This window comes from Citrobacter sp. RHBSTW-00029 (assembly GCF_014104295.1).
Lineage (GTDB): Bacteria > Pseudomonadota > Gammaproteobacteria > Enterobacterales > Enterobacteriaceae > Citrobacter > Citrobacter youngae.
In genome coordinates this window covers 3,285,974-3,299,874 of record NZ_JABXRT010000001.1, presented here as the reverse complement: position 1 = coordinate 3,299,874, position 13,901 = coordinate 3,285,974, and the positions used below count along the sequence as shown (strand labels likewise).

The 13,901-nt window shown below is 52.7% G+C and carries 9 protein-coding genes; all 9 read left to right on the top strand.

Features of this window, described 5'->3' with window-relative positions:
- Positions 1–16 precede the first annotated feature (16 nt).
- The 9 genes from mrcB (at position 17) to fhuB (ending at position 13,852) form a co-directional block, all read left to right on the top strand.
- Positions 17–2,554 (top strand): bifunctional glycosyl transferase/transpeptidase, encoded by a 2,538-nt coding sequence (gene mrcB, locus HV041_RS16120; protein ID WP_121584217.1) that lies wholly within the window; start codon positions 17–19, stop codon positions 2,552–2,554.
- A 354-nt stretch (positions 2,555–2,908) separates the two neighbouring features.
- Complete coding sequence (locus HV041_RS16115) at positions 2,909–3,478, top strand: fimbrial protein (RefSeq protein WP_121584218.1); 570 nt, start codon at positions 2,909–2,911, stop codon at positions 3,476–3,478.
- 49 nt (positions 3,479–3,527) lie between these two features.
- Entirely contained in the window at positions 3,528–4,241 is a 714-nt protein-coding gene (locus HV041_RS16110) for a molecular chaperone (RefSeq protein ID WP_121584219.1), read from the top strand.
- A 16-nt stretch (positions 4,242–4,257) separates the two neighbouring features.
- Positions 4,258–6,735 carry a fimbria/pilus outer membrane usher protein gene (locus HV041_RS16105; protein ID WP_165712449.1) on the top strand — a complete coding sequence of 826 codons (2,478 nt, stop codon included), beginning with the start codon at positions 4,258–4,260 and terminating at the stop codon, positions 6,733–6,735.
- A gap of 13 nt (positions 6,736–6,748) precedes the next feature.
- Positions 6,749–7,753: a fimbrial protein gene (locus HV041_RS16100; protein WP_153070197.1), complete on the top strand. Its 1,005-nt coding sequence runs from the start codon at positions 6,749–6,751 to the stop codon at positions 7,751–7,753.
- A 210-nt stretch (positions 7,754–7,963) separates the two neighbouring features.
- Positions 7,964–10,138 (top strand): ferrichrome porin FhuA, encoded by a 2,175-nt coding sequence (fhuA, locus tag HV041_RS16095; RefSeq protein WP_121584220.1) that lies wholly within the window; start codon positions 7,964–7,966, stop codon positions 10,136–10,138.
- Between the two features lie 47 nt (positions 10,139–10,185).
- On the top strand, positions 10,186–10,983 hold the full coding sequence (gene fhuC / locus HV041_RS16090; RefSeq protein WP_121584221.1) for a Fe3+-hydroxamate ABC transporter ATP-binding protein FhuC: 798 nt from the start codon (positions 10,186–10,188) through the stop codon (positions 10,981–10,983).
- A complete protein-coding gene (gene fhuD / locus HV041_RS16085) occupies positions 10,983–11,873 on the top strand; it encodes a Fe(3+)-hydroxamate ABC transporter substrate-binding protein FhuD (RefSeq protein WP_121584222.1) in 891 nt (296 codons plus the stop codon). Before fhuC ends, fhuD begins: the two co-directional genes overlap by 1 nt.
- On the top strand, positions 11,870–13,852 hold the full coding sequence (gene fhuB / locus HV041_RS16080; protein ID WP_121584223.1) for a Fe(3+)-hydroxamate ABC transporter permease FhuB: 1,983 nt from the start codon (positions 11,870–11,872) through the stop codon (positions 13,850–13,852). The genes fhuD and fhuB overlap by 4 nt, the downstream gene beginning before the upstream one ends.
- Positions 13,853–13,901: the final 49 nt, after the last annotated feature.

Below are 13,901 nucleotides of genomic sequence, written 5' to 3'. Positions count from 1 at the left end.
GTTGCGGAGAAAAAGCATGGCGGGGAATGACCGCGAGCCAATTGGACGTAAAGGGAAACCGTCACGTCCGGTGAAACAAAAGGTGAGCCGTCGTCAACTCAGAGATGACGAGTATGACGACGATTATGATGATGACTATGAGGATGAAGAACCGATGCCGCGTAAGGGTAAGGGCAAAGGGCGTAAGCCTCGTGGTAAGCGTGGCTGGTTCTGGCTGCTGGTAAAACTGTCGATCGTCTTTTTGGTGCTGATCGCGATATATGGCGTGTACCTGGACCAAAAAATCCGTAGCCGTATTGATGGCAAAGTCTGGCAACTGCCTGCGGCTGTTTATGGCCGGATGGTTAACCTTGAGCCAGAAATGCCCATCGGCAAGAACGAGATGGTGAAACTGCTGGAGGCGACACAGTACCGTCAGGTGACGAAAATGACGCGCCCGGGCGAATTTACCGTGCAGGCGAAGAGCATTGAGATGATCCGCCGTCCGTTTGATTTCCCGGACAGTAAAGAAGGGCAGGTGCGTGCGCGTCTGACCTTTGATGGCGATCATCTGGATACTATTGAGAATATGGATAACAACCGCCAGTTCGGTTTCTTCCGTCTCGATCCGCGTTTGATCACCATGCTGTCTTCCCCTAACGGTGAGCAGCGTCTGTTCGTTCCGCGTAGCGGCTTCCCGGATTTGTTGGTAGATACGCTGCTGGCGACCGAAGACCGCCATTTCTATGAGCACGACGGCATCAGCCTCTATTCCATTGGACGTGCGGTGCTGGCGAATCTGACGGCCGGTCGTACGGTACAGGGGGCCAGTACGCTGACACAGCAACTGGTGAAAAACCTGTTCCTGTCCAGCGAGCGCTCGTACTGGCGTAAAGCGAACGAAGCCTATATGGCGCTGATCATGGATGCGCGCTACAGCAAAGACCGCATTCTTGAGCTGTACATGAACGAAGTTTATCTCGGTCAAAGCGGCGATAATGAAATTCGCGGCTTCCCGCTGGCGAGCCTCTATTATTTCGGTCGTCCGGTGGAAGAACTGAGTCTCGACCAGCAGGCGTTGCTGGTGGGGATGGTTAAAGGGGCATCAATCTACAACCCATGGCGTAATCCGAAGCTGGCGCTGGAGCGTCGTAATCTGGTGCTGCGCCTGCTGCAACAGCAGCAGATTATCGATCAGGACCTGTATGACATGCTGAGCGCGCGCCCGTTAGGCGTGCAGCCGCGTGGCGGGGTGATTTCACCACAACCAGCGTTTATGCAGATGGTACGCCAGGAGCTACAGGCGAAGCTGGGCGATAAAGTCAAAGATCTCTCCGGTGTGAAAATTTTCACCACCTTTGATTCCGTGGCACAGGATGCGGCAGAAAAAGCGGCGGTGGAAGGCATTCCGGTGCTGAAGAAACAGCGCAAGCTGAGCGATCTGGAAACCGCGATTGTGGTCGTTGACCGCTTTAGCGGCGAGGTTCGTGCGATGGTCGGCGGCGCAGAACCGCAGTTTGCGGGCTATAACCGCGCGATGCAGGCTCGTCGTTCCATCGGTTCTCTGGCAAAACCGGCAACCTATCTGACGGCGCTGAGCCAGCCGAAGCTGTATCGCCTGAATACCTGGATCGCCGATGCGCCGATTGCGCTGCGCCAGCCGAACGGTCAGGTGTGGTCGCCGCAGAACGATGACCGTCGCTATAGCGAAAGCGGTAAAGTGATGTTGGTGGATGCGTTAACGCGTTCAATGAACGTCCCGACCGTCAATCTGGGGATGGCGCTGGGTCTGCCCGCTGTTACCGAGACCTGGACGAAACTGGGCGCACCGAAAGATCAGCTCAATCCGGTTCCGGCGATGCTACTGGGGGCGTTGAACCTGACGCCAATTGAAGTGGCGCAGGCGTTCCAGACCATCGCCAGCGGGGGTAACCGTGCGCCGTTGTCAGCACTGCGTTCGGTCATTGCTGAAGATGGGACCGTGCTGTATCAAAGCTTCCCGCAGGCAGAGCGCGCCGTTCCGGCGCAGGCGGCCTATATGACACTGTGGACCATGCAACAGGTGGTTCAACGCGGTACGGGTCGTCAACTGGGCGCGAAGTACCCAGGGCTGCATCTGGCAGGGAAAACCGGGACCACCAACAACAACGTGGATACCTGGTTTGCCGGTATCGACGGCAGCCAGGTGACGATTACCTGGGTAGGCCGCGATAACAACCAGCCAACCAAGTTGTACGGTGCCAGCGGCGCGATGTCGATTTATCAGCGTTATCTGGCGAACCAGACACCAACACCACTGGTGCTGACGCCGCCGGAGGATGTTGTTGATATGGGCGTAGATTACGACGGTAACTTTGTGTGCAGTGGTGGTATGCGTACGCTGCCAGTGTGGACTACCGATCCGGATTCGTTGTGTCAGCAAGGTGAGATGCAGCAGCAGTCAGGTAATCCGTTCGATCAATCTTCCCAGCAGCCGCAGCAACAGCAGCCTCAACAGCAGCAACCGCCGCAGCAGGAGAAGAAAGATGGTGACGGCGTCGCAGGCTGGATTAAAGACATGTTCGGCGGTAACTAGCACACCGCAATAAGCTAAAAGCCGGTCAACATTGACCGGCTTTTTTATTAACACGAAAATCTTATATTTAATAAGATTTAACTCATTCTTAAGAATAAATAATTTAGTCATTATTGGTATAAAAAACAGCATATTAGATATTGTGATTGTTTAGCTTTTTTTTTGAACATCTGGACGCGTTTTGTATAGTCTGGTTTAATCATTCAACACAACAAATAATATATAAAAATGCCGTTTTTGTTCATTTATCTATTTTATCTGTGGTTTGCAATCCCTGTCATCTCCTGGGACGATAAAGATTATTTATTTGAAATTGAATGGATTTTAACGTTTTCATCTATAAGGAACATAGTTATGAAAAAAATGAGTGTTGCGTCATTATTATCGGTGTGTATTGTTGCAGCATTATCCATGCCAGTGATGGCCAGTGATTCGGGGACAGTGAATTTTGCCGGGAAAATTGTGGCAGATACCTGTGAGGTGAATGTTGATGATTCTGGCGCTACGGTTTCGACGGTAACGTTCGCGGATACGTATCCTTCTGATTATGGTATTGACGGCAAAGTAGGAGCTTCAAAGGATTTTAAAATTGAGGTCTCTAAGTGTGACCCGTTGGTAGCGAATCTCAACCTGAAATTTAGCGGCTCTACAACCGATGCAGGTTATAAGCGGTTACAAAACGATCTGACCGGTGAGGGCAATGCAACCAACGTTGGCATCACTGTAAGCAACAATAACGGCAGTAAAGGCGATGTATTGTTTGATGGTTCGGTTCCTGACAGTGGAACAGATGTAGCCAACGATCCTGACGGGCTAACAGCGTCTGTCTTTAATTATACCGCCAATGTTATTCAGGTAGGAGATACCGTTCCCACTGCGGGTCATTATGCGGCATCAGCAACGTTCGAAGTTATGTATCGTTAGATTATAAAGGGCAGCCTTTCTGGCTGCCCTGTCTGGAATCATTAATTTCATGAATATTTTATCGAAAATATTATGTGGCTGTTTATTTGTTAGCTGCTTTTCAGCACAGGCCAGTATTGTTCTGGGTGGCACCAGAATTATTTATTCAGCGAATAAATCTGAGGTGCAAATTGCACTGAAAAATAAAGATCCGCATACGCGTTATTTAGTGCAAAGCTGGATAAGTTATCCCGATGACGTTAAGGCGCCTTTTGTGGTGACGCCTCCGGTTTATAAGCTGCAGGAAAACCGTCAGACCCTGCTACATATTATTTACACGGGGGATAAAAATGCGTTGCCAAACGATCGGGAGTCCCTTTTTGTCGCCAACGTAAAATCGGTTTCTGCGATATCCCCTGAATTAAAAGATAAGAACACGCTGCAGTTTGCGATGAAAACGCGTCTCAAGCTGTTTTGGCGTCCGGCGCAGCTAAAAGAAGCCGACGCCTTGCAGGCGTGGGAGAACATCACTTTTCGTCGTCAGGGCAGCCAGCTCATTGCGAAGAATCCAACGCCTTTTTATGTCTCATTTGGCGAGCTCGCGGTAGGCGGTAAAGCTATCCCGGTTGTTGAAACCAAAACTACGCCTGGTGCGATTTCAATGATGGTTGCTCCATTCAGTGAACAGACGTTTACAGTGCCAAAAGGTGCGAACGGGCCTGTGACCTGGACCGCCATCAGTGACTATGGCGCCCAAACTCGCCAGCGGCAGCAGGCGTTATAAATCATGTTGGTAAGGTATGTCATTCTCTTCACTCTACAGGACGCTTCTTAACGCAACAGCGTGTATGTTGCTGACGGTAGGCCAGTCAGCAAGTGCAGATGATGAGTTCAACCTGCGTATCCTCGAGCTGGATACGCCGCTGGAAAATACCTCAACGCTAAAAAACTTCATCAGTAATAACAGTTTATTAGCCGGAAACTACCCCACCACCATTATGTGGGGCAAGGATGTTCTTGATAAGCGCACGGTAACGTATGTGCTTTCGCACGATAAGCAGCAGTTGTTGCCGAAGCTAACGAAAGCCGACCTGCGCGAGCTGGGCGTAAAAGTTGATACTTTGCCGGATATGAAAGATCTGGATGATAACGCCGGGATCGAAGACATCTCCCACTATATCACCGATGCGCGTTACGATTTTAATCAGGATAATCAAACCCTGAACCTCGTTATTCCCCAGATTTACCGTGACCAGACGGCAGCAGGAACCATTAATCCTAAATACTGGGATGATGGCGCTCCCGTTGCCTGGGCGAGCTACCAGTTAAGCAGTTCACAGCAGCATACCGATACGGGCAAAACGTCTTCAACCTGGCTTGGCCTGGATTCGGGAATCAATCTTGGCGCATGGCGGCTGCGTAACAACAGCACATGGAGCGATTCCTCCAGTTGGGAGGCCATTAGCACCAGCCTGCAACGGGATATTAAAGCACTGAAAAGCCAGCTTGAGATCGGTCAGACGGCAACGAACGGTGAGCTTTTTGACAGCGTGCAGATGATGGGGGTGAAGCTGGAAACCGACACCTCTATGCTTCCTACCAGCCAACAGGGGTTTGCCCCGGTGGTGCGTGGGATTGCCAACAGCGACGCCAGGGTCACCATCAAACAAAACGGTTACACCATTTATCAGACCAACGTCTCCCCTGGACCATTTGAAATCCGTGATTTAAGCCAGGTAACCTCGGAAGCCGATCTGGAAGTTACCGTAGAAGAGGCGGACGGTAGCGAGCACAGCTTTATTCAGGCCAGTGCGTCGGTGCCGGTTTTGCAGCGCGAAGGTGGTTTTAAGTATTCGCTGGCGGCCGGTACGTTTCGTGGTGACGAAGGAGAAGAAGAGCCAGGTTTTGCGCAGGGGACCGCCATCTATGGGTTGCCTTACGGCGTCACGGTCTATAGCGGGGCGTTAGGGGCGTCGTTGTATCACGCGCTATTAGCCGGAGTGGGGGCTGATTTAGGCCATTTCGGCTCTGCGTCAGTGGATGTTACAGCGGCTCGAACCTCTTTTGATGATGAGCGTGACGACGCAAATGGTATGTCGTGGCGAACACAGTACGCCAAAGATATTCCGGACACGGATACGACGGTCACGCTTGCCAGCTATCGCTACTCAACGTCGGGGTTTTATACCTTCCAGGAGGCTATCGATCAGCGTGACAGCCACATTGATGATGGCATTTATACCTATCGTCGGGAGAACAATCGCCGTAGCCGTATGCAGGTGAATCTGTCCCAGCGTCTGGGTGAATGGGGATCGGCGTATCTGAACGGCTACCAGCAAAACTACTGGAATTTGGGGGGGCATGAACGCAGCGTGAGCGCAGGGTTTAGCTCCAGCTGGCGCGATATTTCCTGGTCACTCAGCTACAGCCTGACCCGGACACCAAATGCGGATGATGACCGGCAGATGGCGCTGATGGTTAATATTCCGTTCTCGCGCTGGCTGGCAAATTCATGGGCAACGTACAGCGTGAGTTCTGCCAGCGGCGGCTATACCTCGCATCAGTTAGGGCTCGGCGGCACGGCGCTGGAAAACAATAACCTTAGCTACAACCTGCAGCAGAGCTACACCAACAATAACACCGGCTATGGCGCCAGTATGTCGGGTCGCTACAGTGGTTCTGCCGGAGAAGTGGGGATGGGTTACAACTATGCAGGAAGCAATAAACAGTGGAACTATAGCGCGAAAGGGTCGGTTGTGGCGCACGAGCACGGCGTAACGCTGGGGCAATCGGTGCGTGACGCTTTTGCCATCGTGCATATCAAAGACGGGGACAACGTCAAAGTACAAAACGGGCGCGGTATTTATACCGACTACTTCGGTAACGCTATTGTGCCAACGCTGACGGCCTACCGGCACAACACCGTATCGGTGAATACCCAGGATCGCGAAGATATCGATATTGAAGCCGCTGCGCAGGATTTGGTGCCAACCAAAGGCGCAGCTGTGTCGGCGAATTTTGACGCCAGGGTAGGGCAGCGAGCGCTGATTACGCTGCTCTATCTCGGTAAACCGGTGCCGTTTGGGGCCATTGTGGCGCTGGATAATACCACCGCGATTGTGGGCGACGACGGGGAAGTCTGGCTGACCGGTTTGCGTGATTCAGTTTCCTTCAACGTGCAGTGGGGGGAGGACGCCGGGCAGCAGTGTAAAGGGACACTTACTGTACCCTCCGAGGGTGCCGCTAACATTTTAACATCGACGGTGCATTGCCGTTAGGAGTGGGGGACAGATGGCGAATTTCTCATCACTGGCGCGTGTTCTTTTTTGCGTAACTTTACTGGGTTTGGCCGCTGAGCTGCCGTCTGCGTATGCCAGCACATGCACCGGGGACTACCAGGGAAATGGCGTAATGACGTTTCAACTCCCTGCAAGTATTCGGGTGGAGCCTGATACCGCCGTTGGGACCATCATTTATGAAGACAGTATTGAAAGCTCAAATGTTAAAATAGAGTGTCAGAGTACCGGGAACAAATATAAAGGTTACGTAACGCTAACCAGTTCTGATGCCCGCAATGGGGTGTTGGAAGGTGTCTATCAAACCAACGTACCGGGTATTGGTATTCGCATGGCCGAAACGAGTGATAATGTCCCCTCTTTTAGTTCAACTGATATCGTCACTCCGATGCATTTTTATAGTTATGGATCCAGCGGGTGGAGTGTTCTTGATACCATATTTCGTGCGTCACTTCAGTTAGTTGTTACTGGCGACATTGAAGAAGGATACATTGATACCTCAAGACTGGCAGCAGAAGAAAAGTGGGGAAATGATGTTATAGCCCAACTATTGGTTTCTCCCACGAGCATCTATATCCAGACCAATACCTGTAACCTGGTGGATAAGAATATCTATGTGCCGCTGAGAACCGTTCATGCCAGTGATTTCGATGGTCAGTATTCTGACGTGCTGACGGACGACAGTTTCAAAATCGAAATCTCAGACTGCCGGGCTGGTACTCAAATCGACTATCAGTTTAACAGCGCAGGCTCAACGGGGGTTACCGACGGTAACATTTTGGATATCGCCAGTGGAGAGAGCGCGGCGAGCGGTGTGGGTATCCAGATTCTGGACAACAACGATACTGTGCTGAGTTTTGACAGGGCTTATACCGCTGTCAGCAGCACCAGCGCTAACGAGGTGGCGGAAATCCCGCTGAAAGCACGCTACGTCAAAACCGGCGATGTCAAAGCCGGAAAAGTGGACGCCGTCGCCACTTTTGAAGTCTTTTACCGCTAATCCCTGGCGACCCGTTTTGGCGGGGTGCCTGAGCCCTGACATTTCAGCCTAATTTATTAACCCTTTCTTTTCATCTGGTTATTTCTTAACCCCTTAGTTTTAGTAGGGGCGCATATTGCTTGCGATCGTAACGGCGTTTCGAATATTATGCTCTCGTTATAATAATAATTCTCGTTTACGTTATCATTCACTTTCATCAGAGAAATACCAATGGCGCGTCTTAAAACTGCTCAGCCAAACGCCTCACTGCGCAAAATTGCAGTCGTGGTAGCCACAGCGGTTAGCGGCATGTCTGTGTATGCACAGGCGGCGGTTCAACCGAAAGAAGAAACAATCACCGTAACTGCAGCACCTGCCGCACAAGAAAGCGCATGGGGGCCTTCGCCGACGATTGCCGCGAAGCGTTCCGCCACTGCCACCAAAACGGATACGCCTATCGAAAAGACCCCGCAGTCTGTTTCGGTTGTGACGCGTGAAGAGATGGATATGCATCAGCCTGGGTCGGTAAAAGAGGCTTTAGCCTATACCCCTGGCGCTGCTGTTTCTACGCGTGGTGCTTCCAGCACTTATGATTTCGTTATTATTCGTGGCTTCTATACACCGGGCCCCACACCAAACAATTACCTTGATGGCGTCAAGTTACAGGGTGATTACTACAGCTCTGCCGTTGTTGATCCTTATATGCTTGAACGCGTCGAACTGATGCGCGGACCAACGTCTGTACTTTACGGGAAAAGTAATCCGGGTGGCTTGATCTCCATGGTCAGCAAAAGCCCCACATCAGAGCCGTTAAAAGAAATTCAATTCAAAATGGGTTCGGATAATCTGTTCCAAACCGGTTTTGATTTCAGTGATTCCCTGGATGATGATGGTGTCTATTCTTACCGTCTGACAGGGTTGGCACGTTCTAATGACGAACAACAGGATTTCGCGAAGCAGAAGCGTTATGCCATTGCTCCCGTGTTTAGCTGGAAGCCTGATGACAGAACCAACCTGACTCTGCGAGCAAACATTCAGAATGAGCCTTCAACAGGTTATTACGGCTGGCTGCCGAAAGAAGGTACGGTTGATCCGTTACCTGATGGTTCCCGTTTGCCGGTGAGCTTTACGGACTATGCGCCGAACAATACCTATTCGCGTTACGAGCGAATGGTTGGCTACAGTTTTGAACACAGTTTTGATGACACCTTCACTGTGCGCCAGAATTTACGTTATAGCCAAATCAAAACATCTCAACAGAGTGTGTATGGCTTCGGCGCAGTGGGTAATCAATTGACCCGTCAGATTATCGTCGCCGATGAACGCTATAATGATTTTGGCGTAGATACTCAGTTGGAAAGCAAGTTTGCGACGGGAGATGTTGGACACACTCTGCTTACCGGTGTCGACTATTCACGTCTACGAAATGATATTGATAACGCCTACGGAAGTGCGCCTCCGTTAGATATGAATAATCCGGTATATGAGGATGTAGATTTCCCGGATGCGAAGCCGTTCCAGCTTAACACGCAGCACCAAACCGGTGTGTATGTACAGGACCAACTGGAATGGAATAAATGGGTTGCGACGCTGGGTGGACGCTATGACTGGTCTCAGCAGGCAACCACTATTCGCTCCAGCAATCAAAAAGTTGAACGCAACGATGAGCAGTTCACCTGGCGCGGTGGGATTAACTATCTCTTTGACAATGGTATTACGCCATACTTCAGCTACAGCGAATCTTTCGAACCGAACCCATCTAAAGCATGGGCAGCAACACCGGCTGACAACGTTGCTTACGCGCCGTCAAAAGGTAAGCAATATGAAGCTGGCGTGAAATATGTTCCAAAAGATCTGCCCGTTGTTATGACTGCAGCGGTTTATGAGCTGACGAAAACGAATAACCTGACTACCGACCCGCTTAACCCGTATGCGCAGGTTCCGGCGGGTGAAATCCGTTCTCGTGGCGTTGAATTAGAAGCAAAAGCCGCAGTGAATGCGAACATTAACCTGACAGCGTCTTATACGTATACCGATGCAGAATATACAGAAGACACGACGCTTAAAGGTAAAACACCTGTCCAGGTACCAAAAAATATGGCCTCTCTGTGGGGGGATTACACCTTCTATGAAGGCCCGCTGTCTGGATTAACGTTGGGAACAGGTGGTCGTTATGTTGGTTCTAGCTATGGTGATCCGGGAAATACCTTCAAAGTGGGGAGCTCAACAGTGATGGATGCTGTCGTTAAATACGATCTCGCACGCTTGGGTATGGCGGGTTCTAGCGTTGCGGTTAACGTTACCAACCTGTTTGACCGTGAGTATGTTGCCAGTTGCTTCGACACTTATGGCTGTTTCTGGGGCGCAGAACGTCAGGTCGTTGCAACAGCAACCTTCCGTTTCTAATTTCTCTTTGGGCACGCTTTGCGTGCCCGTTTTACAAGTTGGCCGCTATGCAGGAAAACAGATCCCATCCCGACACGACGTTTGCGTTGAATAATGTCTCCTTCCGTGTGCCTGGCCGCACGCTTTTGCATCCTCTCTCGTTAACCTTTCCTGTGGGTAAAGTGACGGGTCTTATCGGCCACAACGGCTCCGGTAAATCCACCTTATTGAAAATGCTGGGACGCCATCAGCCGCCGTCAGAAGGTGAAATCCTGCTTGATGAGCAGCCGCTGGAGAGCTGGAATAGCAAAGCGTTTGCCCGTAAGGTTGCCTATTTACCCCAGCAGTTACCGCAGGCCGAAGGGATGACGGTACGTGAGCTGGTAGCGATTGGGCGTTATCCCTGGCATGGCGCGCTGGGACGTTTTGGCGTGGCCGACAGAGAGAAAGTAGAAGAGGCTATTTCGCTGGTCGGCTTAAAGCCGCTGGCGCATCGACTGGTAGATAGCTTGTCTGGCGGCGAGCGTCAGCGTGCGTGGATCGCCATGCTGGTGGCACAAGACAGCCGTTGCCTGCTGCTTGACGAACCGACCTCGGCGCTGGATATCGCGCATCAGGTTGACGTGCTGGCGCTGGTGCATCGCTTAAGCCAACAACGCGGGTTGACGGTGGTTGCCGTACTGCATGATATCAACATGGCGGCCCGCTACTGTGATTACTTAGTTGCGCTGCGCGGCGGTGAAATGATTGCACAGGGAACGCCTGCTGAACTGATGCGTAGTGAAACCCTGGAACTGATTTACGGTATCCCGATGGGCATTTTGCCGCATCCGGCCGGTGCCGCACCCGTGAGTTTTGTCTATTAATGATTGGATTACCTCATCTTTCCCGTCGACGGCTGCTAACGGCAATGGCGCTGTCGCCGCTACTGTGGCAAATGAATACAGCCCGCGCGGCGGCGGTTGATCCACAGCGTATAGTGGCGCTGGAATGGCTTCCTGTTGAGCTGTTGTTGGCGCTGGGTGTTACACCTTACGGCGTCGCGGATGTTCCAAACTACAAACTGTGGGTCAACGAACCCGCGTTGCCGGACTCCGTCATCGATGTCGGTTTACGTACGGAACCTAACCTCGAACTGCTGACCGAAATGAAACCCTCATTTATGGTCTGGTCGGCAGGTTACGGTCCTGCACCTGAGAAGCTTGCACGTATCGCGCCAGGTCGCGGCTTTAACTTCAGCGATGGCAAAAAGCCGCTGGCCGTTGCGCGACAATCGCTACAGGAAATGGCGCAATTGTTCAATCTGCAAGCCTCTGCTGAACGCCATCTGACCGAGTACGATCGCTTTATCGCCAGCCTGAAACCGCGCTTCATTCAACGTGGCGCGCGCCCTGTACTTCTCACTTCCCTGCTCGATTCACGACATATGCTGGTGTTTGGCCCAAACAGCCTGTTTCAGGACGTGCTGGATGATTATGGGATCCCCAACGCCTGGCAGGGAGAGACAAACTTTTGGGGCAGCACTGCCGTGAGTATTGACCGTCTGGCCGCCTTTCAGGATGCTGATGTTTTGTGTTTTGACCACGGCAACGATAAAGAGATGGCTGCGCTGATGTCTACGCCGTTGTGGCAGGCGATGCCGTTTGTTCGCGCCGGACGTTTTCAGCGTGTTCCCGCCGTCTGGTTCTATGGTGCAACGCTATCGGCGATGCATTTTGCCCGCATTCTGGATAATGCGCTGGGAGGCAAAGCGTGAGTAAACGAATTGCGCTGTTCCCAACGCTTCTTCTGGCGGTTCTGTTTGTCGCTGCCTGTTGGCTGACCTGGGTAAACTTCTCTGTTGCGTTACCGCGCAGTCAGTGGCAACAGGCTATCTGGTCACCGGATATCAATGCTATTGAGCAGATGGTTTTCCACTACAGTCTGCTGCCGAGGCTGGCGATTTCACTACTGGTTGGTGCCGGACTGGGGCTGGTCGGTGTCTTGTTTCAGCAGGTGCTGCGTAACCCACTGGCAGAGCCCACTACGTTAGGTGTCGCAACCGGGGCACAGTTGGGCATTACGGTTACCACGCTGTGGGCTATTCCCGGTGCGCTGACCACGCAATTTGCGGCGCTGGCGGGAGCATGTGTTGTTGGGGCACTGGTGTTTGGCGTTGCCTGGGGCAAACGTCTTTCTCCGGTGACGCTGATCCTTGCCGGGCTGGTGGTCAGCCTGTACTGCGGGGCAATTAACCAGTTGATGGTTATCTTCCATCACGATCAGCTGCAAAGCATGTTTTTATGGAGCAGCGGTACGCTAACGCAAACCGACTGGAGCGGCGTACAGCGCCTGTGGCCGCAGTTGCTGAGCGGCGTGATGCTGACGCTGCTGTTACTGCGCCCGATGACGCTGATGGGACTGGATGACGGCGTGGCGCGCAACCTCGGTCTGGCGTTATCGCTGGCGCGCCTGGCAGCCTTGTCGCTGGCGATTGTGCTGAGTGCTTTGCTGGTTAACGCGGTGGGGATTATCGGTTTTATCGGCCTGTTTGCGCCGCTGCTGGCGAAAATGCTCGGCGCGCGGCGTTTGTTGGCGCGTCTGATGCTGGCTCCGCTGATTGGGGCATTGATCCTCTGGCTCTCTGACCAAATTATTCTGTGGCTGACCCGCGTATGGATGGAAGTCTCCACCGGTTCGGTGACGGCGCTTATTGGCGCGCCGCTGTTGCTGTGGCTGTTGCCGCGATTGCGCAGCATGAGTGCGCCGGATATGAATGCCAGCAACCGTATCGCCGCTGAGCGTCAGAATGTACTGATGTTTGCCCTGGCAGGCGGGGCGATATTGCTGCTGACCGTTATTGTGGCGCTCGCGTTTGGTCGCGATGCGCACGGCTGGACATGGGCCAGTGGTGCAATGCTGGATGAGTTGATGCCCTGGCGCTGGCCGCGTATTCTGGCTGCACTGGTGGCTGGCGTAATGCTGGCTGTGGCGGGTTGTATTATTCAGCGTCTGACCGGAAACCCAATGGCCAGCCCGGAAGTATTAGGCATTAGTTCCGGGGCGGCATTTGGCGTGGTGTTAATGCTATTTCTGGTCCCCGGAAATGCCTTTGGCTGGCTGATGCCGGCCGGGAGCCTCGGGGCGGCAGCCACCTTGCTTATTATTATGATTGCCGCCGGGCGCGGGGGCTTTTCACCGCACCGCATGTTGCTGGCAGGGATGGCGCTCAGCACGGCGTTTACAATGCTGCTGATGATGCTGCAGGCCAGCGGCGATCCGCGCATGGCGGGTGTGTTGACCTGGATCTCCGGTTCAACCTATAACGCGACGGGCGAACAGGTGCTGCGCACCGGAATTGTAATGGTTATCCTGCTGGCAATGACGCCGCTGTGCCGTCGTTGGCTGACGATTTTACCGCTTGGCGGCGATACGGCGCGGGCTGTCGGTATGGCTATCACGCCATCACGCGTGGGGTTACTGCTGCTGGCGGCAGGGCTGACGGCGACAGCCACCATGACCATTGGACCGTTGAGCTTTGTCGGGCTGATGGCGCCGCATATTGCTCGTATGATGGGCTTTCGCCGGGCGATGCCGCATATGCTGATTTCGGCGCTGGCGGGAGGCGTGTTGCTGGTGTTTGCCGACTGGTGTGGGCGTATGGTGCTGTTTCCGTATCAGATCCCAGCGGGGCTGCTGTCGACGTTTATTGGCGCGCCGTACTTTATCTATCTGCTGAGAAAACAGAGTCGTTAATATGCCGGATGGCGGCATAAATGCTTTATCCGGCCTACGGGGGCAAATG

What these genes read in the sequence shown, in the direction of transcription:
- fhuC (WP_121584221.1), top strand. Translation starts at nt 10,186, where the DNA reads ATGCAGGAAAACAGATCCCATCCCGACACGACGTTTGCGTTGAATAAT.
- fhuD (WP_121584222.1), top strand. Translation starts at nt 10,983, where the DNA reads ATGATTGGATTACCTCATCTTTCCCGTCGACGGCTGCTAACGGCAATG.
- HV041_RS16105 (WP_165712449.1), top strand. Translation starts at nt 4,258, where the DNA reads ATGTCATTCTCTTCACTCTACAGGACGCTTCTTAACGCAACAGCGTGT.
- HV041_RS16110 (WP_121584219.1), top strand. Translation starts at nt 3,528, where the DNA reads ATGAATATTTTATCGAAAATATTATGTGGCTGTTTATTTGTTAGCTGC.
- fhuA (WP_121584220.1), top strand. Translation starts at nt 7,964, where the DNA reads ATGGCGCGTCTTAAAACTGCTCAGCCAAACGCCTCACTGCGCAAAATT.
- HV041_RS16115 (WP_121584218.1), top strand. Translation starts at nt 2,909, where the DNA reads ATGAAAAAAATGAGTGTTGCGTCATTATTATCGGTGTGTATTGTTGCA.
- mrcB (WP_121584217.1), top strand. Translation starts at nt 17, where the DNA reads ATGGCGGGGAATGACCGCGAGCCAATTGGACGTAAAGGGAAACCGTCA.
- HV041_RS16100 (WP_153070197.1), top strand. Translation starts at nt 6,749, where the DNA reads ATGGCGAATTTCTCATCACTGGCGCGTGTTCTTTTTTGCGTAACTTTA.